Source organism: Microcystis sp. M061S2 (genome assembly GCF_020245605.1).
Lineage (GTDB): Bacteria > Cyanobacteriota > Cyanobacteriia > Cyanobacteriales > Microcystaceae > Microcystis.
Map to the genome: position 1 here is coordinate 26,425 of NZ_JADBUP010000085.1, position 22,987 is coordinate 49,411.

General features: G+C 42.5%; 21 protein-coding genes and 1 tRNA gene. 5 read left to right on the forward strand and 17 right to left on the reverse strand.

What is annotated here, in order from left to right; translation table 11 throughout:
• The first annotated feature begins 131 nt into the window (after window positions 1-131).
• Window positions 132-533, forward strand: a complete 402-nt coding sequence (locus IM475_RS15255) for a hypothetical protein (protein WP_287728116.1) — start codon at window positions 132-134, stop codon at window positions 531-533.
• A gap of 93 nt (window positions 534-626) precedes the next feature.
• Here IM475_RS15255 and IM475_RS15260 read toward each other — a convergent pair whose 3' ends face one another.
• From IM475_RS15260 to IM475_RS15290, 7 genes are all read right to left on the reverse strand, one after another.
• Window positions 627-4,400 carry a CHAT domain-containing protein gene (locus tag IM475_RS15260; protein WP_287728117.1) on the reverse strand — a complete coding sequence of 1,258 codons (3,774 nt, stop codon included), beginning with the start codon at window positions 4,398-4,400 and terminating at the stop codon, window positions 627-629.
• A gap of 200 nt (window positions 4,401-4,600) precedes the next feature.
• Window positions 4,601-4,747: a type II toxin-antitoxin system HicA family toxin gene (locus tag IM475_RS15265; RefSeq protein ID WP_287728118.1), complete on the reverse strand. Its 147-nt coding sequence runs from the start codon at window positions 4,745-4,747 to the stop codon at window positions 4,601-4,603.
• The gene (locus IM475_RS15270; RefSeq protein ID WP_002740815.1) at window positions 4,737-4,943 is read right to left on the reverse strand and encodes a type II toxin-antitoxin system HicB family antitoxin; all 207 of its coding nucleotides are present in this window, start codon (window positions 4,941-4,943) and stop codon (window positions 4,737-4,739) included. Before IM475_RS15270 ends, IM475_RS15265 begins: the two co-directional genes overlap by 11 nt.
• 352 nt (window positions 4,944-5,295) lie before the next feature.
• Window positions 5,296-5,610, reverse strand: coding sequence for a HigA family addiction module antitoxin (locus IM475_RS15275; RefSeq protein WP_002737909.1), 315 nt, complete (start codon window positions 5,608-5,610; stop codon window positions 5,296-5,298).
• 69 nt (window positions 5,611-5,679) lie between these two features.
• On the reverse strand, window positions 5,680-5,901 hold the full coding sequence (locus IM475_RS15280; protein WP_287728119.1) for a type II toxin-antitoxin system RelE/ParE family toxin: 222 nt from the start codon (window positions 5,899-5,901) through the stop codon (window positions 5,680-5,682).
• A gap of 476 nt (window positions 5,902-6,377) precedes the next feature.
• A complete protein-coding gene (locus tag IM475_RS15285; protein ID WP_002759169.1) occupies window positions 6,378-6,590 on the reverse strand; it encodes a type II toxin-antitoxin system HicA family toxin in 213 nt (70 codons plus the stop codon).
• A complete protein-coding gene (locus IM475_RS15290) occupies window positions 6,583-6,789 on the reverse strand; it encodes a type II toxin-antitoxin system HicB family antitoxin (RefSeq protein ID WP_012264985.1) in 207 nt (68 codons plus the stop codon). Before IM475_RS15290 ends, IM475_RS15285 begins: the two co-directional genes overlap by 8 nt.
• Before the next feature lie 829 nt (window positions 6,790-7,618).
• On the opposite strand from IM475_RS15290, the gene IM475_RS15295 reads away from it, so the two are divergent.
• Window positions 7,619-8,026 (forward strand): GxxExxY protein, encoded by a 408-nt coding sequence (locus IM475_RS15295; protein ID WP_002759175.1) that lies wholly within the window; start codon window positions 7,619-7,621, stop codon window positions 8,024-8,026.
• Between the two features lie 147 nt (window positions 8,027-8,173).
• On the opposite strand, the gene IM475_RS15300 is transcribed toward IM475_RS15295, so the two are convergent.
• The 3 genes from IM475_RS15300 to IM475_RS15310 form a co-directional block, all read right to left on the reverse strand.
• Complete coding sequence (locus tag IM475_RS15300) at window positions 8,174-10,696, reverse strand: glycogen/starch/alpha-glucan phosphorylase (RefSeq protein WP_287660332.1); 2,523 nt, start codon at window positions 10,694-10,696, stop codon at window positions 8,174-8,176.
• Between the two features lie 199 nt (window positions 10,697-10,895).
• Window positions 10,896-11,189, reverse strand: coding sequence for an RNA-binding regulator (gene rbp, locus IM475_RS15305; protein WP_287660331.1), 294 nt, complete (start codon window positions 11,187-11,189; stop codon window positions 10,896-10,898).
• A gap of 221 nt (window positions 11,190-11,410) precedes the next feature.
• Window positions 11,411-11,665, reverse strand: coding sequence for a DUF3493 domain-containing protein (locus IM475_RS15310; protein WP_149985955.1), 255 nt, complete (start codon window positions 11,663-11,665; stop codon window positions 11,411-11,413).
• A gap of 59 nt (window positions 11,666-11,724) precedes the next feature.
• Here IM475_RS15310 and IM475_RS15315 point away from each other — a divergent pair.
• Window positions 11,725-11,796, forward strand: a tRNA-Thr gene (locus tag IM475_RS15315).
• A 342-nt stretch (window positions 11,797-12,138) separates the two neighbouring features.
• Here IM475_RS15315 and IM475_RS15320 read toward each other — a convergent pair.
• A complete protein-coding gene (locus tag IM475_RS15320; RefSeq protein WP_287660330.1) occupies window positions 12,139-12,642 on the reverse strand; it encodes a sll1618 family protein in 504 nt (167 codons plus the stop codon).
• Window positions 12,643-12,681: 39 nt separating this feature from the next.
• Window positions 12,682-13,650 (reverse strand): DUF4351 domain-containing protein, encoded by a 969-nt coding sequence (locus IM475_RS15325; protein WP_287660329.1) that lies wholly within the window; start codon window positions 13,648-13,650, stop codon window positions 12,682-12,684.
• 248 nt (window positions 13,651-13,898) lie between these two features.
• On the opposite strand from IM475_RS15325, the gene IM475_RS15330 reads away from it, so the two are divergent.
• A complete protein-coding gene (locus IM475_RS15330) occupies window positions 13,899-15,404 on the forward strand; it encodes a Ycf46 family AAA ATPase (protein ID WP_287728120.1) in 1,506 nt (501 codons plus the stop codon).
• A 12-nt stretch (window positions 15,405-15,416) separates the two neighbouring features.
• Entirely contained in the window at window positions 15,417-15,929 is a 513-nt protein-coding gene (locus IM475_RS15335) for an SH3 domain-containing protein (RefSeq protein ID WP_287728121.1), read from the forward strand.
• 166 nt (window positions 15,930-16,095) lie between these two features.
• On the opposite strand, the gene IM475_RS15340 is transcribed toward IM475_RS15335, so the two are convergent.
• The 5 genes from IM475_RS15340 to IM475_RS15360 form a co-directional block, all read right to left on the reverse strand.
• Entirely contained in the window at window positions 16,096-16,569 is a 474-nt protein-coding gene (locus IM475_RS15340) for a phosphate-starvation-inducible PsiE family protein (protein WP_066030004.1), read from the reverse strand.
• 371 nt (window positions 16,570-16,940) lie between these two features.
• Complete coding sequence (locus IM475_RS15345; RefSeq protein WP_287728122.1) at window positions 16,941-17,780, reverse strand: nitrate ABC transporter ATP-binding protein; 840 nt, start codon at window positions 17,778-17,780, stop codon at window positions 16,941-16,943.
• A 117-nt stretch (window positions 17,781-17,897) separates the two neighbouring features.
• The gene (locus IM475_RS15350) at window positions 17,898-19,916 is read right to left on the reverse strand and encodes an ABC transporter ATP-binding/substrate-binding protein (RefSeq protein WP_287728123.1); all 2,019 of its coding nucleotides are present in this window, start codon (window positions 19,914-19,916) and stop codon (window positions 17,898-17,900) included.
• Between the two features lie 69 nt (window positions 19,917-19,985).
• Window positions 19,986-20,816 carry a nitrate ABC transporter permease gene (ntrB, locus tag IM475_RS15355; RefSeq protein ID WP_287728124.1) on the reverse strand — a complete coding sequence of 277 codons (831 nt, stop codon included), beginning with the start codon at window positions 20,814-20,816 and terminating at the stop codon, window positions 19,986-19,988.
• A 134-nt stretch (window positions 20,817-20,950) separates the two neighbouring features.
• Window positions 20,951-22,312, reverse strand: a complete 1,362-nt coding sequence (locus IM475_RS15360) for a CmpA/NrtA family ABC transporter substrate-binding protein (RefSeq protein ID WP_287728125.1) — start codon at window positions 22,310-22,312, stop codon at window positions 20,951-20,953.
• Between the last annotated feature and the right edge of the window lie 675 nt (window positions 22,313-22,987).

Genomic DNA, 22,987 nt, shown 5'->3' on the forward strand with positions numbered 1-22,987 from the left:
CTTATTCTTAGTCTTCTAAGCTAATTTTGACCGGATTAACTTGCCATCGGTAAAGTCAAAAACTTTAGCGACGAGACGATTATAAGGTGAGATAATGGGAAAAAATTGGTTTTAGCTTTAAGAATCATATTATGTCAGACGCAACGCAGTTAACACCGGAAAAAATTGCTCAGTACCGTATTCAATTTGCGGACAATGAGAACGCTTTAATTGCACTTGATGTTATTGAGGAATGGGAGGGAGATTTAGCAGATGCTGCTGAGTCTATTGCCACTCGTAACGGGATTGAAGGGGTAGAAGATAATGCTGATTTTCGTTGGTTTGCTATTGTTCTTAATAAATGTCGGGATTCTATTTGTCAACCGAAGTTGCGAGAAAAATATTTACCCGCACTTATCCCTACTTTAACAGGTATTATTGTAGGATATTTGATGTGTCCTCCGCAAGTCGCGGGAATTTTATCTGCTATAGTTGCTGTTTATATTCAGGATCAAGGACTGGATAAATTTTGTCAAAATTATCCTGATTCTTAAACTCAGATCTTACCCCTGATATTAAAAACCCGATTTTTAGAGGCAGAAAAAATCGGGTTTTTTGGACTTTTGGATAATGCTGCAATATCTGAGTTAAATCCCTGTTGCGATAAATGCTGTCCAATAATAGGGATTGGCAAAGGGATAGGGTTGACGTTTAACCGCAGCTTCTAATAAGTCTTGGAATTTTCTTCTATCCCGTTTACTCTCAAAGACTCGATCGAGTAATTGCTGGAATTTTTGACTATCTTTAATTCTGGCTAATTTTTTACTGTTCAATGTTCTTAACCATGTTTGTGTATTATTTAAAACAATGGCAATACTCCCTTGATCTTGGATAGAAATCTGTTTAAGATCGTGATAAAATTTAGCCATAAATAACGTGGTTGCTAGGGGATCTACTGTCCAAAGGGTGCTAACGACACTAGAACTTCCTGCAAATAGAAACCCACTCGGTAAACCCACATATTCATCACTAATACTATCAGCTTTACTTTCTATTATACCACTTTCACAAGCAGAAAAAGTGACTAAACGACATTCTCTTAAGTCAAATTTTTCAAATACTTCTGCTAGAGTAAGGTTAGCTGATTTTCCTAAGTTACCGTCTGGATCTGCTAACATTAAAGCGGAATCTCTAGGGGATTCATTATTAAATTTACCATGACAGGAAAAATGAATACAATGAGATTCTTGTAACTCTTGACGACGATTTTCTAGGGTTTGTTCTGATGCTTCTAATTCCCCAATAATAATGGTTTTTTCAGTGGCAAATCCTTGACTAATTCTCTCGATTTCTAGATTTGCACCTAAGAGAGGTTTTAGGTCTTTTCTGGTGGGGTTTTTAATGGCAAAAAGACGAGTAAAGTTTTCTCGCTGTGATAATTTTACCAGTTTTAAAAGTTGGCAACTGGGAACGTATCCTACACCTTTAGTAAAGCGTTGATAGAGAAATTGTCCATTGTTTAGGGGTAAACAATGAAGGGGAATAATATGTAAAAACCAATGGGGAATTAGGATGAGACGATCGCAGGATTTAGGAATCAGTTCTAAAAGTTCATCAATGTGGAGAATTTCTGATAGTTGATTTAAACAATCATTAAGATTATTAATCCACGCGGTTTTATTATTTTCATAAGCGTCACGATAATCTTTAATAAAATTAATCAATTTTTCTCGATCTTCTGCTGAAGATTGCCAAACTTTAACCCCTTTCACCTCACTATTCCCCCCTTTCAAAGGGGGGCTAGGGGGGATAACAATAAACGCCATAATACTATCCCCTGCAATATACCATTCTAAGATGGCAGTATCTTGATCAATTAAGGATTGAATGTCACTTAGAGGAATGCTTTCAACCTTTTGAGTTAAGCTAAAAGTGCGATCTATGGGAGTTATTTCACGGTCAATGAGTTGATTTAATTCTTGTTTTAACTGATTGAGGTGAGTATAGTCATTTAAGATGGGTTGTCTTTGTTGATCTAGGGTTAAAATTCCTCCCCGATTGCGGGTTTGTTCTTGGATGGCTAACTGTTGTTCTTCCCCAATAATGGCACGACGGAGGCGATCTAATTCCGTGATAATAGTTGGGGGGATATTACCTTTAGGATAGATATCGCGGTCGGTAAGCAATTGGACTAGATAGCGGGTTTTGCTGCGTTCAACGTATTCTAAGGCGCAATCTGGTTGATTGAGGTTGAGATAGGATTGAACAATGCCATGATAAACATCCATTGCCTCGGAGAGAATTTCTTGTTGTCGTTGGGGGTTTAAGGCTTCGAGTCGGGTATTTTCTACTGCTTCGATAGCTAAGTTGTAGCCTTTGATGGCGGTTTCCCAGTCTTCGATCAGGTTAGCAGTATCTCCTAAGTTTCGTCCTGTTCTTAAACAGTCTATAGGAAAAGCAGTCGGGGTTCTTATTTCTAAAGAAAGGTTAAAAGCAGCGATCGCTAACTCTAGATTATCTGTCCTTTCCTCTTTAATGCGATTTCTATAAACTAACCCCAGATTATTTTGTGTACTTGCCCAATGTTCAGGAAAGGCTTCACGGGTACGGACTTCTAATGTTAAGTTTAAAGCGGTGATTGCTAACTCTAAATTATCTGCCCTTTCCCCTCTGATACGATATAGATAAACTAATCCCAGATTATTTTGTGTCGTTGCCCATTCATAAGGAAAGGATTCACGGGTATATATTTCTAAAGACAGGTTATAAGTGGCGAACGTTAACTCTAAATTATCTGCCCTTTCCCCTCTGATACGATCTAGATAAGCATTCCCTAGATTATTTTGTGACCTTGCCCATTCATAAGGAAAGGATTCACGGGTTAATACTTCTAATGACAGATTATAAGCGGTAATCGCTAACTCTAAATTATCTGCCCTTTCCCCTCTGATGCGATCTAGATAAGCATTCCCTAGATTATTTTGTGACCTTGCCCATTCACAAGGAAAGGCTTCATGGGTATGGACTTCTAATGACAGGTTATAAGCGGTAATCGCTAACTCTAGATTATCTGCCCTTTCCCCTCTGATACGATTTAGATAAGCATTCCCCAGATTATTTTGTGACCTTGCCCATTCATAAGGAAAGCTATCACGGGTTAATACTTCTAATGACAGGTTATAAGCGGTAATCGCTAACTCTAAATTATTAGCCCTTTCTCCTCGGATACGATCTCCATAAGCTATCCCTAGATTATTTTGTGTCATTGCCCATTCATAAGGAAAGCTATCACGGGTTACTACTTCTAAAGACAGGTTATAAGCGGTGATCGCTAACTCTAAATTATTAGCCCTTTCCCCTCTGATACGATTTCTATACGCTTCTCCCAGATTGTTTTGTGTACTCGCCCATTCATAAGGAAAGGCTTCACGGGTACGGACTTCTAAAGACTGGTTTAAAGAAGCAATCGCTAACTCTAGATTATCGGATCTTTCTCTTCTGATGCGATCTCCATAAGCTATTCCCAGATTGTTTTGTGTACTCGCCCATTCATAAGAAAAGGCTTCACGAGTTAATACTTCTAATGACAGGTTATAAGCGGTAATCGCTAACTCTAAATTATTAGCCCTTTCTCCTCGGATACGATCTCCATAAGCTATCCCTAGATTATTTTGTGTCATTGCCCATTCATAAGGAAAGGCTTCACGGGTACGGACTTCTAAAGACTGGTTTAAAGAAACGATCGCTAACTCTAGATTATCTGCCTTTTCCCCTCTGATGCGTTGACTATAAGCTATTCCCAGATTATTTTTTAATATTGCCCAATATTCAGGAAAAGCTTCACGAGTATATACTTCAAAAAGGGTCTGATAGCCTGTAATGGCAATTTCCAGATTATTAGCCCGACTTCCCAAGGGAAAATCTTGAATTATGTGACATAAATTTCCAATTACTCCAGCATCTTGAAGTTTATTGCGTAAGTTTTCAATAACCCCCACAATATCTGCTACATCTTCGATATTCCTTTTAGAAAAACATTTTCTAGCGAATTGTTGCAACAGTTGGGCAAAAGTATCATCTAACAGATGTTGACGGCGTTGTAGGATAGGATAAACCACCGCAGGATCGCTATCACTCTCGTATTCTGCTTGTAATACTTCTAATAAAAACCCCTGATATTCCTCTATACTTCTCGCTTGAGGGTTGAGAAACTGCCCCAACTGTTGCGCCATATTCCGTAACCGAGCCGCATGATTATTTCCTTGTTGTTCTAACTCTGTTGCATAGTTTTCCATCATATGCAAAAATTGGGGATCAATCAATTCCTGATTTGCTTGCAGAATATTGGGTTCCTCACCATCAGTACAAGCGAGCAACTTTTCTATTAAATTAACATAAGCTTGGGCGCGTTGTTCATTCATTGTCTGTACTGTGATTAGAATGATTGAATGAGGGACTATGATGTTTTTTGGCGGATGACTCTATGATAGGATGAGTCCCCTTGATATAGGGCGATTATGACACAGAATGCTATAGAGGATATTAACTATAAACGCTCAAACTCATCAACTCTTAATCCCGCTTGCCTTAAAATACTGCTAATTGTACCGATTGTTCCCTGTTATAAGGAGGTAACAATCCTTGTCATTTTTCCTTCGGGAGTATCCTTGGCAAACTTAACATGACTCCCCTTTTGACTAACAACTTCAAACCCTGCCGCTTCCAACTTGCGTTTAATCTCACGATAAGATAAAGGCTTAAGCGGCATTGATTTCTACCTCTATCTTCTGTAATCGGGGAATAACTGTCGCACAAGGCGGTTCAAAATGTAATTCTAAAGCCTCTTGCAGATTGTTTAACGCCTCGGTTTCCGTTTCCCCTTGACTAGCAACATCAACCTCTAAACATTGGGCAACAAACCAATTATCTTCTTGAAAAATTCTCGCTGTAAGTACCTGTCTCATTTTCACTTTCCTGATTGAGCTTTCCATGATTATAGGTCAGGCTAGAATGACAGTCAATTAAATAATCATATAGATCATGCTTTAGACTTCTACATAACAAGATTCTATACTTTATATCCCGTAACCAAGCAACAGGAGTATTATTTCTTTGTTCTTCTAACCCTGTTGCATAGTCTTCCATCATTGTCTGTACTGTGATTGATGTGATTATGTGATGAACTTTGATTTTTTTTGAGAGAGAGCGACCTTATGATATAGTGTGATACAATAAATATTCGTGATTGTCAAGGGTGGTCGCTGCCAAATTTGTTTGATATATTCCAAGTTTCTGCCTTAGAACATATCAAACAAATTACTTTTCTGCACAAATAACTGTCATTACAGCAACTTCTTTGTCCAATTGATCTCCTATTTCATCTTCAACAACGTCCAGATCGTAATCCATTTGTAATCCCAGCCAAAATCGCGGTGACATATCAAAATAACGAGCTAACCGAAGAGCTATATCCGCCGTGATACACCGCTTTCCGTGAACGATTTCGTTAATACATTGTTCAGGAACTCCAAGAGCCAGAGCTATTTGATTCTGACTAAGGTTCATTGGCTTGATAAATTCCTCTAAAAGAACCTCACCGGGATGAATTGGCATTAGTTTATCTTCATTCATTATTTTACCTCAATGATAATCAACGATTTCTACGTCTAGAGCATCACCGTTTTGCCAGACAAAGCAAATTCACCATTGATCGTTAACCCGAATGCTATATTGACCTTCCCTGTCACCAACCAGACGTTCCAATCGATTTGCTGGTGGGACACGAAGATCTTGCAGGGTTTCCGCACGATTAAGCATCCGCAATTTTCGCAATGCCACTTGTTGGATATCTAATGGCAATTTACGCGAATGTTTACGTTCAAAAACTTTTTGAGCTTCTTTATCTTTAAAGTTTTGGATCACTCTCTAAACAATTTCTTATCCTACTTCTAAGTATATGACGTAAGGATGCTCCAATGGCAGAACTGGTTGGGGAACAGGCCAGACAGGGACTTCTGCGAATGCGTCTGGGGCCAAGATGACGCGACGACGAATGAGCGCGGTAGCCTTCATGTTGGATATACTAACAACACCTTAGCCTATTGTCAATGTCCCCAACAGTTAAAAACACCTCATATTCTTCTATATTTCTCGCTTGAGGATTGAGATATTGCCCAAAGTTTTGTGTTAAATCAATCTGCATGGTTATTATTGTATCCTTATTATTTTAACCCCGTTGCATAGTTTTCCATCACCTGCAAAAATTCGGGATCGATCAATTCCTGATTAGCTTGCAGAATATTAGTTCGTTCATCATCATCAGTACAAGCGAGCAACTATTCAATTAAATTAATATATGCTTGGGGGCGTTTTTCGTCCATAACCTTAATCCGATGCTTTTACAAAAGTTTTTTAAATTCTTCAATAGACATTCCAGCACCTTTAATAATTGTTCCCATTGTATAAGCATTAATTGGATTAGCTCTGGGAATTGTTAAGATATGCTCTCCATCAGTCATTGTAATATGTTTACCCTGTCGAACAATCCTAAATCCTGCTTTTTCAAAGGCTTTAATGGCTCGTTGATGATTAATTCCGGGAAGACTAGGCATGATTTAATTCAACTTCCACATAACAAGATTCTACACCTTGATTCAATTCCTCGGCAACTTCTAAATAAGACACAATAGCATCTTGAATATTATTGAGAGCTTCTTCTTTTGTTGTACCTTGAGAAGCACAGCCGGGTAAACCAGGACACCAAACAGCATATCCTTCTTCTGTTTGCTTAAGACTGACTTTATACTGCATATTTTTATAATAATAATCGTTGTCAGTTATTATAGCACGGCCATCATTAATCTCTGCTTCTGCTTGTAATACTTCTAATAAAAACCCCTGATATTCCTCTATAGTTCCCGCTTGAGGGTTGAGATATGTCCCCAACTGTTGCGCCATATTCCGTAACCAAGCCGCAGGATTATTATTTCCTTGTTCTTCTAACCCTGTTGCATAGTTTTCCATCACCTGCAAAAATTCGGGGTCAATCAATTCCTGATTTGCTTGCAGAATATTATTGAGTTCCTCATCATCAGTACAAGCAAGCAACTGTTCAATTAAATTAACATAAGCTTGGGTGCGTTGTTCATTCATCGTCTTAACTATGATTTTTGTGATTATGTGAGGGACTGTGATTTTTTTCGAGAGAGCGACCCCATGATGTGATCTAATACAATAAATAGTCGTGATTGTCGAAAGATAACCTAATCATAGTCTATCATTCAATCATTCTAAATCATAGTTTAGACATTGAATTGTCAAAAACAACCTAATCATAGTCCATCATTCAATCATTATAATCATCGTCTTAACTATGATTTTTGTGATTATGTGAGCGACTGTGATTTTTTTCGAGAGAGCGACCCCATGATGTGATATAATACAATAAATCGTCGTGATTGTCGAAAGATAACCTAATCATAGTCTATCATTCAATCATTCTAAATCATAGTTTAGACATTGAATTGTCAAAAACAACCCAATCATAGTCCATCATTCAATCATTATAATCATAGTTTTGACATTGAATTATCAAAGACAATCTAATCAAAATCCTCACTTCATCATCTAAATCCTAGCCATGACTTTTATTAATCCCCAATACCCTGAAAGTGAACTAACAGGTAAAATTATTGGTTGTGCAATGGAAGTTCACCGTATCTTAGGAAATGGTTTTCAAGAAGTAATTTATCAACGTGCTTTGGCAAAAGAAATGAACCTACAGGGATTATCTTTTTCGAGAGAACACGAAATGCCGATCTTTTATAAAGATGATCAAATAGGTACAAGACGAGTTGACTTTTTTGTTGAAGGTAAAGTGATGGTAGAATTAAAAGCCGTTATTCAACTTGAAGATGTTCACTTAGCACAAGCTATCAATTATCTCGAAGCTTATGGGTTAGATATTGGATTATTGCTTAATTTTGGAAATATCAGTTTACAGTTTAAAAGAGTTCACAAGCCTAAAAGAAAACCTAACTATAACTAGAAATAATTGAAGTGTATAAAACTTAAAATCCTAGTCCATCAAACAATCATAAAAATCATAGTTTAGACGTTTTTACAAAGCATTTTTGGGGCGACGGTTCCAGAATTCGGGCTAGTCAAGGACTAAACCCGAACTTGACCGAGTTTTTTAATCCTCTAAACTAATCTTGACCGGATTAACTTTCCAAATCTCTTGACAATATTCCCAGATTGTGCGATCGCTAGAGAATTTGGCCATACGAACCGAGTTGAGAATCGACATCCGCGTCCACTTGTCTCGATCGCGATAAGCTTCACTTACCTGTTCCTGACAATCAGCGTAGGATTGATAATCAGCTAAAAGCATATACTGGTCATCGTAGAGGAGAGAATCGACGATCGGCCCGAATAATTCCGTGTCACCATGGCTAAAATAACCACTCTTGATCCGATCGATCACTCCCTTCAATTCGCGATTATTTTTGTAATAGCTCATCGGTTCATAACCGTGGGCCTTCTTAGCATAAACTTCTCCTGCTGTCAAGCCAAAAAGGAAGAAATTTTCTGCTCCTGCTTCCTCGCGAATTTCGATATTAGCACCGTCCAGAGTCCCGATGGTGAGGGAGCCATTCATGGCAAACTTCATGTTACCGGTTCCGGAAGCTTCCTTACCCGCCGTGGAAATCTGTTCGGACAGATCCGCCGCCGGATAGATGCGTTGACCCAAAGAAACGTTAAAGTTAGGCAGGAAAACCACTTTTAAACGACCTCTGACATCAGGATCCTTATTCACAATTTCAGCCACAGCATTAGTTAACTTAATAATTAACTTCGCCATAAAGTAACCGGGGGCTGCCTTACCACCAAAGATAAAAGTGCGCGGCACGATATCGATCTGAGGGTTCTGTTTAATGCGATTATAAAGGGCGATAATGTGCAGAACTGCCAGATGTTGGCGTTTGTATTCGTGAATCCGTTTTACCTGCACATCGAAAATCGAATTAACATCCACCTCGATATTGCGGGTTTTCAGCATATAAGCCGCTAAATCGGCCTTATTCGCCTGTTTAATTTCATACCAACGCTGACGGAATTCAGGATCATCAAGGTATTGTTCCAGTTTTCGCAATTCCTTCAGGTCTTTTAACCAATCATCGCCGATTTTTTCGGTAAATAGTGCCGATAATTGGGGATTGCTCAATAAAATCCACCGGCGCGGGGTGACACCATTGGTTTTATTGTAGAATTTTTCTGGCCAGAGCATGGCAAACTCTTTCAGGGTGTCTTTTTGCAGTAACTCCGTGTGTAAGGCAGCGACTCCGTTAATCGAGTGACTACCCACACAGGCTAAATTAGCCATGCGAATTTGTTTATTACCCCAACCAGCTTCTTCAACTATCGACAATTTGCCCAATAACTCCTCGTTATCGGGAAACCAAGTCCGCACATCCTCAAGGAAAAAGTGATTGATCAGATAGATAATTTCTAGATGTCGGGGCAGCAGTTTGCCAAGTAAATCCGCCGACCAACGTTCCAGGGCTTCCGGCAATAGGGTATGATTGGTATAGGCGAAGGTTTTTTGGGTAATTGCCCAAGCTTTTGACCATTCTAAGCCGTTTTCATCCACTAACAAACGCATTAACTCGGCGATCGCAATGGCGGGGTGAGTGTCGTTCAGTTGAATAGCGGCGGTTTCGTGGAAATTTTGCAGATTTTTGTGGCTTTTTAGGTGAATGCGAATTAAATCTTGCAGGGAAGCGGCCACAAAAAAGTATTGTTGGGCGAGACGTAATTCGCGACCGGCGGGGGTGTTATCGTTGGGATAAAGGACTTTAGAAATGGTTTCCGCGTCCATTTTTTCGGCCACGGATTGATCGTATAACCCGGCGTTAAAAGCCTCAAAATTAAACGATTCACTCGCTTCTGCTTTCCAGAGACGCAAAGCGTTAACCGTGTTGGTTTTGTAACCTGGGACGGGGGTATCGTGGGGAATGGCTAAAACCCGACGTTCCGGCAGCCATTGTACCCGTTCCTGTCCCTTATCATCGTGATAGATTTCCGTCCGGCCTCCCAGTTTTACTTCCACACTTTCATCGGGACGGGGTAATTCCCAAGGATTGCCGAAGCGCAGCCAGTTATCGGGGATTTCCACCTGCCAACCGTCTTGGATGATTTGATGGAAAATGCCAAATTCGTAGCGGATACCGTAACCGATAGCGGGAATTTCTAGGGAAGCGAGGGAATCGAGGAAACAAGCCGCTAAACGCCCTAAACCGCCGTTTCCGAGGCCGGGATCTGGTTCCTGTTCGATGATTTCCTCAAAATCAAGACCTAATTCCTCGATCATCTCTTTGATTAGGTCGTAAATACCCAAATTAGCGAGATTATTACCTAAATACCGCCCCATGAGAAATTCGGCGGAGAAATAGCAGACGAGTTTAACTTTTTCTTGTTTGTAGGTGTCGGTGGATTTCAGAAAACGACGCAGCAGGCGATCGCGAACGGTGTAGGCAAGGGCGACATAGTAATTGTAGGGACTGGCATTAGTGCGGTTAACCCCTTGCAAATAAAACAGATTGTCCAGAAAAGCCCGTTTTAGGGTTTCGGGACTCATGCCCGTGCGATCATCTTCGACTAAAGTGGGGCATTGAAGTGCTTCAGTCCCATCAGCTAGGGTGTAGGTTGTCTCCATCGGTTTTTGTTGTCCATATATTCGGGAGTTGATCGCCGCTCAGATTCTGATGACGATATCCTTTATAGTTTACTTGTTACCTTTTGGAGAGACTCAGACATTTAGATTTCTATTGGTTTTGAGGGGAACGGCGATCGCAATTGCCGCCAAAAAAAGGGTGAACCCTGTTCACCCTCCGACAATTATTCACAAAAAAAGCTTAATAGCGTTTTTTTCTGTCACCACCACCACCATTGAAGGGCGCACGCTCTTCACGCTCGCGGGCCTGGTTAACTTTAATTGCTCGTCCCATCCATTCAGCACCATCCAGGGCGGCAATTGCGGCGGTTTCCTGGGCTTTATTTTCCATTTCCACGAAGGCGAAACCGCGTTTGCGGCCTGTCTCACGATCCACGGGAATATGGACTCTTTGAACCTTGCCGTAGTCTGCAAAGACTTCGGTTAGATCCTCTTGGGAAATCTCGTAAGAGAGATTACCAACAAAAATAGACATAATACTTGAATCCTCGATCAATACTCGAAACGGTGTGGAGACACAAAATTCAGGGAGAAGCCGAACAATACTAAAGTAAAAGACTTACCGAGTTAATACTGAAAACGAACTTGAACACCAATCTTGACTCTCGCCTCGATCATAACACGAAAAGACTAGAGTTAATGTTAACTTTTATTCTCCGGGGGAAGAGACTGTTTTGGCTATCGGTGGCTACTCCCTCAACCGCCAGCTTTTTTCTCCCGACGAAATAACCAAATCATCAGGGCTACCACACCGATTTGTAGGGCAAAATTGGGTAAGGCGGTGGCTACGTCCCTTGCTGCCGCTAATTGGGCCAGAAAAACCACCGCACCGATAAAACCAGAAGCCCCTAAACCGAGATAGAGAAATTGCCGCAGCCCTCGATAGGGATTGGCCGCTTCCGCTTTCAAGCGGGCGTATTTTTGGGGATCAAGTCGAGGGGATTTGCTCATAAAAAAATTTTTCTAGCTGTGTATCTATTGTCCGTGATATAATCGGAAGTTGGCAATGTGCCGATGTAGCTCAGTGGTAGAGTAGTTGATTCGTAATCAATTGGTCGTGGGTTCAAATCCCATCATCGGCTTGGGGTTTTACCTCCCCAAATTTGACTAAGAAATACTGGTACAGTGGTTAAATGCCTTGATTTTGTTGCGGCTATGGCAACGGATTTGCGGCTCTCTTGGGTTTGGTGGGTAAAATCTATGCTCAGATACATTCCTACTGGCGAGCGAATGGAACGAACCACAAAGACACAAAGGACACAAAGATTGATCGCTCCTATATAAGTTAAACTTATCACACAAAGAGTAAGAGAGCCGATTTGCTTCAATAAGCCATTTTAGCAGCAAACAAGAGGTAAAAGAGTTAATTGCTCGAACCGATCGCTCCCTATTTCGGGCGAAAGCTTTGGGAAAAAATCAGCTAGTTACTGAAGAAAAGGTTGAATAATTTCTGCGATCGCTTGACGTTGGCAATCGTCATATCCCCAGCGCTCTAGAAAGGCTTGATATTCTCCTTGTTCCCTATTTAAACTGGTGGCTAATTGTTGTAATTTTTCCCCCAGGGCTGGCGATAATAACTGCTTAATTAGTTGACCAGTTTTTTCCTGGACTCTCTCAGAACCTTGAGCGTTTTCTTCATCTCCTTGACCGCGATGATAGATAACCATTGCCGTGGACATAGCCAGATTTTTGACTAATAATTCATTCACCAATATCGGGGAAGTTTTTAAAGCAGTGATTACTTCTAAACTAGGATATTCCGTATAGGATAAATCGCTGGTTAAGTAAGTGACAAAAAATCCTCTGGCTCCATTTTCTGTCGAGACTAACTCAGTAAGTTTTTGAGTGATTGTATTGGCATCTAAAAACTCAATTTGAAGTAGTAAATCTTGAGTTTGTTGGATAGCATTTTCAAAGCTTATACTCATACCCATACCTAGCCTTCTGTGAAGTTTAAGAGAAAAATACTAAGCATCTAAAGCATTCAACCAATTAGTTAAATCCTCCACTGTCGAAAAATCAAATAAAGCTTCCCCCGCTCGTTCCAGATCATCAATATTCAAGGTCATAATCCGACTCTCTATATCCACATCAATAGCTCCTAACTTACGTTTAATCAGGCGAACAATTAGATTTCTTTCTCTTGCTAAACCCCGTTCTAAACCCTGTTCTAAACCCTGTTCTAAACCCTGTTCTAAACCCTGTTCTAAACCGCGGCGCATCCAACTGGTGGTAATCTGCATAACTCCCTCCTGTTCGGGTTGAATAAATGTGCTAATCTCCTGTTGAAATTCTATCTCCTCGGACGAGTTGAGATTGAGATAGGTATCGACAAAGCCTGAAATCAATTGCATTCTAGCAGCATCTAATCTTAATGTTACCAATAATCTTAGACATTGTGCCTTAACTTTTGCTCTATCCCGAGGGGCAATTTTCATCTTCGCCATCAAAGCGGCGGCGACGGGATTAGCTTGATTGAGAAAATCTCGCCAATGCAAGCGATTTAACTGGACAACTTGATAGTTAAATTCTAACACTTTTAAGTCAGGAAACTCAATTTTGTATTGACGAATTGCTTCTTTTTGTGGACGATCATAGGAGAATATGACAATGGGATAAACTGGTAAGGCAAATTTTTGATGCAGACGAGCGAAATAAGTAAACATTCGCCGATTAAATTCCGGTTGAGAGCTAGACTGTGCTTCTAGATGAATTAAGAAAAATGATGATTGTCCTCGAAATTGAACTTGGGCGACTAAATCACTTTCATACTTTTCTCCTTCCGTGACATCGGTAAAGACTTCTTTGTCTAAAAATGTGATCTGATTAGGCTCTAAATAATTAATAACCTCGGGAAAAAACAACTGAATAAATTCAACAAAAAAAGTCGAAATTAATTCCTTAAATAAACGATCATGGTCAATAATATTATTCATACATAGCAGTTATCCTAATGGTGAGGTAGAAAGTTTTCGTTTTGGGGAGTCGGTCGCCGGCCGTCGATATCAAAATTAGGTTACACTTCATCTTTAGGATAAAGGCGGTCAATTACTCGTTAAGACTACACCAGAACAGGGAGCTGCGGAGAAGAAGTCCGAGCATTTGTACTAAAATATCTAATAGACGGCTAACTGCTATATTTTCTGATGACGATATAAATAGCAAAAACTATAGACGAATAGCTATGAGCTTTGGTGAAGAATTTGAATTACTGCTGCGGGCCCGTTACCCTCTCATCTATATTACCACCCTAGAAGAAGAACGTCTCGAAAAAGCGATCGCCGATATTGCCAAACAGAGCCATAACCGTGCTGTCTATGTCTGGGATTTTGTGGATGGTTATCAAGATAATCCCAATAATGAGAACTTTGCTCGGCGTAATCCCCTCCAAGCTCTTGAATTCGTCGAAAAGCTGCCGACTAACATCGCCGCGATCATAATTTTACGCGATTTCCAGCGCTTTTTAGAAGATATTGCCATCGCCAGAAAATTGCGAAATCTGGCCCGTTCCCTGAAATCTCAGCCCAAAAACCTAATTATTGTCGCTCCCGAACTGTCTATCCCCTCGGATCTAACCGAAGTAATCACCGTCGTCGATTTTCCCCTCCCCAGTGGCGAAGAAATTAAACAGGAAATTCAGCGATTAATCGCTGCCACCGGACAACCCGTCAAAGAACCACTCCTTGATGAATTAGTGCTTTCTGCCCAAGGATTATCCCTAGAGAGAATTCGTCGGGTTTTAGCCAAATGTTTAGCCAGTCACGGCAAAATTGAGCCAGAGGACGTGGAATTAATTTTGGCAGAAAAACGCCAATCGATTCGTCAAACCCAGATATTAGACTTTTATCCCGCCACAGAGCAGATTTCTGACATCGGCGGCCTAGATAACCTCAAAGATTGGCTGATTCGTCGCGGTGGTGCCTTTAGTGAACGCGCCCGCGCCTACGGTTTACCCAATCCCCGGGGTTTACTATTGGTGGGAATTCAAGGGACGGGTAAATCCCTGACAGCGAAAGCTATTTCCCATCATTGGCACTTACCCCTACTGCGTCTAGACGTGGGGCGTTTATTTGGCGGATTGGTGGGAGAATCGGAATCGCGTACCCGTCAGATGATTAATCTCGCCGAAGCTTTAGCTCCCTGTGTGCTGTGGATAGACGAAATCGATAAAGCTTTCGCCGGAGTGGATGGGAAAGGCGACGGGGGAACCACCGGGCGGGTTTTCGGGACTTTTATCACTTGGTTAGCCGAGAAACAATCGCCGGTTTTTGTCGTCGCTACAGCTAATAACATCCAATCTCTGCCCCCGGAAATGTTGCGAAAAGGACGCTTCGATGAGATATTTTTTGTCGGACTACCTAGCCAAAAGTCCCGCGAGGAGATTTTTAGCGTTCATTTAGGGAAAGTGCGGCCCCATAATCTGAAAAGTTATGATATAAAGCGATTAGCCTACGAAACTCCCGATTTTTCGGGGGCGGAAATCGAACAAACCATCGTGGAAGCGATGCACATCGGTTTTAGTCAAAATCGCGACTTTAGCACCGATGATGTGCTTGAGGCCGCTAGTCAGATTATACCCCTGGCCCGCACTGCCCAAGAACAGATTCAATTTCTACAGGATTGGGCTAAGTCCGGTAAAGCTCGTTTAGCCTCTCGCGATGATCGTTTTAATGTTAATCCTAACAGTTAATTTAGCACCAATATGAAGCGTTTATCTGGTTTATTGCAATTCATGGTCGGTTTTGTCCTAGGAGTGGCGATTTTAGTCGGTGGGGCCACTGCTGTCGCCTATATGCTTCTCTCTGGCATGAATTCTAATCCTCCTAAACCCGTCTTTACCGAGGAGAAAAAAGAGGAAACTAAGGAGGAAAAAGCTGCTAAATCCATCCCCACTACTCCCGTCCAAGAACAACCCCAAGCTGAGGTGAAAGAGTCTCCCACAGCTGCACCGGCACCAAAAGCTGCCCCGAAACCCAGTCCCGAAGCAAGAAAAAAAGAAACTACATCCGAGGGTTATCAAGCGCGGGTGACATGGCAAAGCGGTTTAAGTTTGCGCTCTGAACCTACCAGTGAATCGACTCGTCTCGGCGGTCTGGATTATAATACTAAAGTCAGTGTGGTGGGAACCAGCAGCGATGGCCAATGGCATCGCGTGCGTCTGTCCGATGGTCGCGAAGGTTGGATTAAAGCGGGTAATATTTCTAGAGTCGAGTAAATATTTAGAAGGGTTAGGTTTTAGGTTTTCTAAATCTACCCCTTTCCCTAATCAGTAATTGGACAAAGTTAAATTGACACTCTGGCAGGAGAGAACCCCAGAACTGCTAAACTCCAGAAGTCAAAAATATCTGTGATTAATCCTGTCTGGGTACTTAATCACTACTTCAAGAGCGATTATCGCGATTAACTTTTCTGATTAACCAATAACTTGCCGCTAAAGCTAAGGTTCCGACGGTGAGGGCAATTAAATCATCTTTACTGTATTTATTGGGGTCAAAAATAATAATTTTTCGAGAGATGGCAATTAAAGCCGTAACTACGACTAATTCAACCTGTACGATGTGTTTTCTTAGGTAAGCAGTGACGTTTTCTAATAACTCTAAAGCGATCAAAATATTGAGAAATAATCCGAAGATTTCAATTAAAGTTTTACTAAAAAAACCGACGGGTTCCGTAGTAAATAAATCTTGGATTAAGATAACTACTAGGTCATAAAGAGAAACAATAATAACAACAATTAAGGCTACGGATAAAACCTTAGAAACTATGTTTTCAATGAGATGAATCGACCTCATGAAATCTTCATCGCGCCATTGTTGACCGAAATTGATAAGTAGTTTCCGTATCTGTTTGAGCATGATCGATTAAGTAAAAAGTAAAAATTGTTATTGTATTTGATTGCTAATTGTTCTATTTAGCTAACAAGTAAGTATATCCCCCCTTAATCCCCCCTTAATAAGGGGGGTGCTGATCCCCCCTTGATCCCCCCTTAATAAGGGGGGTGCTGATCCCCCCTTGATCCCCCCTTGATAAGGGGGGTGCTGATCCCCCCTTGATCCCCCCTTAATAAGGGGGGTGCTGATCCCCCCTTGATAAGGGGAGTATCTGACAATTTTTAAAATCTACCTACTTAGAAATGATTTTACTTGAAGAAGGCTTCCCCAGAAAAAAGTCTAGGTGCGATCGCTATTAAGTCAACCGCACCCCAAACTAATACAAATGCTCACATCTAGCTAACATCATCGTGAGCGAAACGATTATAGAGGAAGTCGAGGGCATAGTTACGCAGACGATAATATTCAGGATCCTCCATAATTCTCTCCCGATCGCGGGGACGGGGGAAAGGAATATTCATCACTTCGCCGATTTTTGCTTCCGGTCCATTGGTCATCATCACCAGCTTATCAGCGAGGAAAAGAGCCTCATCGATATCGTGGGTAATCATCAACACCGTACAGCGTTTATCTTGCCAGATTTTCAGCAATTCTTCCTGTAATTCCTCTTTAGTAATCGCATCCAACGCACCGAAAGGTTCATCAAGAATCAACACCTCCGGACGGATAGAAAGAGCCCGGGCGATCGAAACCCGTTGTTTCATCCCCCCGGAGATTTGGGGAGGGGTTTTGTCCATAGCTTCGGTTAAACCCACCATAGCTAAATGTTCCCGCACGATCGAGCGTTTTTGCGCCTCTGGAGCATTGGGAGACACCGCATCTACCGCGAGATAGACATTTTCAAAAACGCTTAACCAAGGCAATAAAGCATAGTTTTGAAACACTACCATGCGATCGGGTCCTGGTTTAGTAATTTTCTTACCGTTAACTTTAACAATGCCATCGGTGGGAGAAGAAAAACCCGACACCATATTTAATAGGGTCGATTTACCGCAACCGGAGTGACCGATCACACAGATAAATTCACCTTCATTGATGCTGAGATTAACGTCCTTGAGGACGGTGTAGGGGCCTCTGGGAGTGGGATAAACCTTAGAAACTCCTTCAATGGTAACAAAAGCTTCTTTAGTGGGGGCCTGGGTTGCCTGGTTAACTGTGTCGGTGGTGGTGTACATGATTATAGTCGCTAAAAAGTCGAAAGACAGGTAGAAAGTGGCAGAGTTGCAGGGCTTAATCCAATGGGATCATATTTTAGGGGTAAAAGGGTAGAAAATCTCCCCTTTTACCTCTGGTTAGGCAATTTTGCGAGATTCACTGGCACTAGGACGAGCATCAATAGCCACTTCGGCCATGGTGACGTTTTGTTTGATCTCTAAACTATTGAGATAACCGATCGGATCTTCGGCATCAAACTCGATACCATCGAATAACAGGATCGGTGTGCGACGATATTTAATATCCCCTAGACCCAATTCCCGGGCCGCGGTACTAAAGACACCCACCCGACAGACGCGTTCGAGAATTTCTACCCAGTTACGGGGGAAAGGAATGTGGCCCCAGCGCGCCATTTGGGTCATCATCCAGAGGTGTTCGGTACGACTGGGACGATTTACCCCTTCTCCATAGAACAGATGGTGTGCATATTCTTTCATCGGTTGATCGAGACTGCACGCGTAGGAGTTGGGATCACCCAGTTGGATATAATCGATATTGGTACTAAGGTACTGACGACTGGCGAGGATTTGACGAATTTCTTCCTGATTTGTTTCATCGGCACAGTAGCGACAACCTTCCAGCAGTGCTTTGACTAAAGCGACATGGGTATTAGGGTATTTATTGGCCCAATCTTCCCGGACTCCCAGGGCCTTACCCGGGTGGCCCTGCCAGATTTCTAAGTCGGTGGCGACGGTGTAACCGATACCTTCCATGGCGGCCCTTAGATTCCAGGGTTCACCGACACAGTAACCGTCAATACTACCGGTTTTCAGGTCGGCTACCATTTGGGCCGGGGGAATAGTTTCGAGGTGAACGTCTTGATCGGGGTCAATACCAGAGGCCGCTAACCAGTAACGCAGGAGCAAATTGTGCATGGAGGAGGGGTGAACCATGCCAAAAATATGGCGCTGTTCCCGCGATTCCAATAGCATCTGTTTTAAGGCGTTACCGTCAATCACTCCCTCGTCATAGAAGCGTTTAGCGAGGGTGACACCGTTACCGTTACGAGTCATAGTCAGGGCGCTGACAATCGGCAAAGGTTGCTCCTGATAACCACCGACGGTTAACCAGGTGGGCATTCCCGAAGGCATTTGCGCCCCGTCGAGGAATCCCCCTGCGATCCCGTCCACAATGCCTCGCCAACTGGTTTCCCGGACTAAATTCACCTCATCTAGACCATGTTTAGTGAAGAATCCCTTTTCTTTGGCCACTGCTAGGGGCGCGCAAGCGGTGAGGGGAACAAAACCGATTTCTAGATTGACTTTTTCTAAACCGTGACGGGCAATAACTTCGACTTTGCGGGCGCGTAGTTTTTTGATCCGTTTTTGTTGGTTGAGGAAATAGATAATCTCGCTCCGGAGACTGTAGTAACTGGGGTGTTCCACCACTTCCATACGTTTGCGGGGACGGGGGATATCCACTTCCAAAATACCGCCAATTTTTGAGCCAGGGCCGTTGGTGAGCATAACGATGCGATCGGATAATAGCACCGCTTCATCCACATCGTGCGTCACCATTACCGAGGTCATTTGGTATTCTTCGCACAGCTGCATTAACTGTTCCTGTAGATTACCTCTAGTCAGGGCATCTAACGCCCCAAAGGGTTCATCTAAAAGGAGGACTTTCGGACGGATGGCTAGGGCGCGAGCGATCGCTACCCGTTGTTTCATCCCCCCCGATAATTCGTTGGGACGTTTATCCACTGCATGACGAAGATTGACCAGATCGATATATTTTTCGACTTCAGCTTTTCTTTCGTCTTCTGATAGTTGGGCGAGAACTTGATCGACGGCCAGAGTGATATTTTCTTTGACGGTTAACCAGGGTAAAAGGGAATAGTTTTGGAAAACTACCATGCGATCGGGCCCTGGTTTTTGAATGCTTTGACCTTGCAAAGTCACCACCCCTTCTGTGGGCAAATCTAAACCAGCGATCATGTTTAAGAGGGTGGATTTTCCGCAACCAGAGTGACCGATGAGGGAGATAAATTCCCCTTTTTTTATCTGTAAATCGATCCCTTTCAAGGCCACATATTCACCGCCACCACTGAGGGGGAAGACTTTATCAATATTATCGACAGCGACAAACAAACTCATATTTTTTTCTCCTTAAATTTCCTCAAGTTTCAGTTATTTGAAAATGGGGAAATTTTCCCCATCGATTCCCTATTGACGAACGATTTGATTTTGCAACCAAGCCATAAAGCGATCGAGTAATAAACCCACACCACCGATATAAAACAGCGCGAGAATAATATCACTGATGTAGTTATTTTGGTAGGCATCCCAGATAAAGAAACCGATACCGACGATACCCGACATAACGATTTCAGCGGCGATAATCGCTAACCAAGCTAAACCGATCGCAATTCTCAAACCAGTGAAGATGTAGGGAAGGGCCGAGGGAATTAATATCTTGAAGAAGAATTTTTTGCTGGACAATTGCAAGACTTGTTTAACGTTGATATAGTCTTGGGGAATTTGTTGGACACCAACGGTAGTATTAATCAAAATCGGCCAAACTGCGGTAATAAAGATAACGAATAAAGCGGCAGGTTGATTTTGTTGTAAAGCGGCCAAAGATAGGGGAACCCAAGCAAGAGGAGGAACTGTTCTCAGGAATTGGAAAAGGGGATCGAGTGCCTTATTTAAGAAAGAATTTAAACCGACCATAATCCCAACGCCAATACCCACCACTGCGGCTAAAGAATAACCGATTAATACCCGTTGCAGACTGGCTAAAGTTTGCCAGAATAGTCCTTTATCAATGCCCCCACGATCAAAGAAAGGATACATTAAATAAGTACGGGTACGCTCATTGGTGATTAGGTCGGATGGGGGGGGTAATTTGATTAATCCCACCATGGAGACTAATTGCCAAACAATCAGAAAACCCAAGGTACCGATAATGGGGGGAAGAATGTCATGGGAATGCTTTTTCCAGAATTTACCGAAGTTGAAACCACCTTTACCTGTTCTGCTGACGCTACTTGCCATTTTGCCGTTTTCCTTTTTTTTAATAAAATCTTTGGGATCGTGATCGGGGTTGATGAATAGTTTACAGAAAAAAGCACCCTTTCGGGTGATGGACTAGACAAAATTTTTAGCCTAGTCCATCTTTAGCCTTCTTTCTAGATTTTTTTGATCGCCAAACTATCGAGATAAGCTTGGGGATTGGCAGGATCAAAAGTCTTGCCATCAAAGAATTTCTCGACACCCCGGGAGGTAGTGGTGGGAATATCGGCTGCGGGAACTCCTAATTCTGTAGCTGCCGCTTTCCAAAGATCCTCGCGGTTAACTTTGTCGATTAATGCGGCGGCAGTGGTTAAAGTTTCTTTCGGCAAGAAACCCCAACGAACACTTTCGGTTAAAAACCAGAGATCATGGCTCTTGTAGGGATAGGAGACGCTACCGGCGGGATCTTTCCAGTAGAAAACTCCTTTATTTTTGTCGGTGATTTCCGGTTTGCCGTCACCCATTTTCTGCATTCCTTTGAGGGGACCGGCGATAATTTCTTCTTTGAGGTTGAAATAAGCCGGTTTAGCGAGAATTGCCGCCGCTTCTGCCCGATTTGCCTCTTGATCGAGCCATTGCTGCGCTTCCATAATTCCTTTTAATAGGGCCTTGGTGGCTTTCGGGTTTTTATCCACCCAATCGGCGCGGACAGCGAGGTATTCTTCCGGGTGATAGGGCCAGATTTCTGCGGTTAAAGCTGACATAAAACCGATCTGATCGGCCACAATTCGCGCCGGCCAAGGATCACCGGTACTAAACGCATCCATGGTTCCCGTTTTCATGTTGGCCACGGTTTGGGCTGCGGGTACGGCAATTAGGTTAATATCCGTATCGGGGTTAATACCACCAGCCGCTAACCAGTAACGAATCCAGAAGTCTTGGTTAGCTTTCGGGAAAGTATAGGCGGCTTTAAAGGGAGTTCCCGTCGTTTTCATGCCGAGGATGTAATCTTTGGCGGGTTTCAGGTCTAAACCGATATTTTTGCCCTCGTGTTTACCTGCGATCGCAATTCCGTTACCCTGGGTGTTTAACTGCGCTAACACATACATGGGGACTTTAACGTTATTTTTGGTGATTAGTCCCTCGGAAATTAGGTAAGGCATGGGCATTTGCCACTGTCCCCCGTCAATTCCGCCCGCATCTGACCCAATTTCGACGTTATCTCTAGCGGATCCCCAGTTTGCTTGTTTGGAGACTTCCACATCGGGCATCCCGTGTTTGGCGAAAAAGCCTTTTTCCTTGGCAATAATTAAGGGTGCTGATTCAACAATCGGGATATAACCTAATTTAATTTTGGTGGTTTCGGGGGCCTCTCCGGGGGCTACCGCTACGGGAGAAGCAACCGGGGAAGCGGGCGCGGTGGTGCTGGTTCCACCGGTACTGTCGGGGGGATTACCCACACAACCTTTGAGGACAACAGCCCCTGCCGCTGAAACTGCCGCCGTGGTTAAAAATTTCCGTCTCGAAAAATTTGACATAGAATTCTCCTGCCTGCTGCTAAAGCAAGTATGTGTGCTGAATTATGGGTAAAGGAATCCCTCGCTAAACTTCCCTTCTAGCCCGTGCTATAGAAATTTAGCTATGGAATATTGAATCTCGATTGAACTTACTAAATAAGTCTAGCGGAATTTGGAAAAAATAATTAATCCGATCGAGAATTTTATTTACAAAAATTTAATTCGATTGATAAGAATTAATTAAGACCATTGATATATCTAGCTTCTAGCCACTTAAAAAGGTTTCCGCAGGAGTGCCGGCGCAGGGGTGATGGGGTGATGGGAGTAGGGAGAAACAACAAAATGAGCCAAGGGTGAGTTTTAGGAATGCGGCTCCTTCCGGCTTGGTAGAATGGACAATATGGTGCGAAACGTTTAGGCATGAAATAGGGCTGAAATGCCTGAAATAACCGCCTAGTAAGGTCTTCAGTCCCCCGACTGAATCTAAGAGGTCAACCATGACCAACCTTATAACTGTTTATATGTCCCGACGTTTAGTATCGTCAGATACCAAACTAGGCAAGGGAACTCAAGGTCAATACACTTGTAATAATCGTTACAAGTTGAGAGTAACGGCGATAGCCACCCCCAGTTTCAGAAATCACAACTCTGGAATTGAAGCGGGGAACGGAAGGCTCCGAGGTGTAACCTAACACC

Coding starts and splice junctions, on each gene's coding strand:
- IM475_RS15255 (WP_287728116.1), top strand. CDS start 132: ATGTCAGACGCAACGCAGTTAACACCGGAAAAAATTGCTCAGTACCGT.
- IM475_RS15260 (WP_287728117.1), bottom strand. CDS start 4,400: ATGAATGAACAACGCGCCCAAGCTTATGTTAATTTAATAGAAAAGTTG.
- IM475_RS15265 (WP_287728118.1), bottom strand. CDS start 4,747: ATGCCGCTTAAGCCTTTATCTTATCGTGAGATTAAACGCAAGTTGGAA.
- IM475_RS15270 (WP_002740815.1), bottom strand. CDS start 4,943: ATGAGACAGGTACTTACAGCGAGAATTTTTCAAGAAGATAATTGGTTT.
- IM475_RS15275 (WP_002737909.1), bottom strand. CDS start 5,610: ATGAATGAAGATAAACTAATGCCAATTCATCCCGGTGAGGTTCTTTTA.
- IM475_RS15285 (WP_002759169.1), bottom strand. CDS start 6,590: ATGCCTAGTCTTCCCGGAATTAATCATCAACGAGCCATTAAAGCCTTT.
- IM475_RS15290 (WP_012264985.1), bottom strand. CDS start 6,789: ATGCAGTATAAAGTCAGTCTTAAGCAAACAGAAGAAGGATATGCTGTT.
- IM475_RS15295 (WP_002759175.1), top strand. CDS start 7,619: ATGACTTTTATTAATCCCCAATACCCTGAAAGTGAACTAACAGGTAAA.
- IM475_RS15300 (WP_287660332.1), bottom strand. CDS start 10,696: ATGGAGACAACCTACACCCTAGCTGATGGGACTGAAGCACTTCAATGC.
- rbp (WP_287660331.1), bottom strand. CDS start 11,189: ATGTCTATTTTTGTTGGTAATCTCTCTTACGAGATTTCCCAAGAGGAT.
- IM475_RS15310 (WP_149985955.1), bottom strand. CDS start 11,665: ATGAGCAAATCCCCTCGACTTGATCCCCAAAAATACGCCCGCTTGAAA.
- IM475_RS15320 (WP_287660330.1), bottom strand. CDS start 12,642: ATGAGTATAAGCTTTGAAAATGCTATCCAACAAACTCAAGATTTACTA.
- IM475_RS15325 (WP_287660329.1), bottom strand. CDS start 13,650: ATGAATAATATTATTGACCATGATCGTTTATTTAAGGAATTAATTTCG.
- IM475_RS15330 (WP_287728120.1), top strand. CDS start 13,899: ATGAGCTTTGGTGAAGAATTTGAATTACTGCTGCGGGCCCGTTACCCT.
- IM475_RS15335 (WP_287728121.1), top strand. CDS start 15,417: ATGAAGCGTTTATCTGGTTTATTGCAATTCATGGTCGGTTTTGTCCTA.
- IM475_RS15340 (WP_066030004.1), bottom strand. CDS start 16,569: ATGCTCAAACAGATACGGAAACTACTTATCAATTTCGGTCAACAATGG.
- IM475_RS15345 (WP_287728122.1), bottom strand. CDS start 17,780: ATGTACACCACCACCGACACAGTTAACCAGGCAACCCAGGCCCCCACT.
- IM475_RS15350 (WP_287728123.1), bottom strand. CDS start 19,916: ATGAGTTTGTTTGTCGCTGTCGATAATATTGATAAAGTCTTCCCCCTC.
- ntrB (WP_287728124.1), bottom strand. CDS start 20,816: ATGGCAAGTAGCGTCAGCAGAACAGGTAAAGGTGGTTTCAACTTCGGT.
- IM475_RS15360 (WP_287728125.1), bottom strand. CDS start 22,312: ATGTCAAATTTTTCGAGACGGAAATTTTTAACCACGGCGGCAGTTTCA.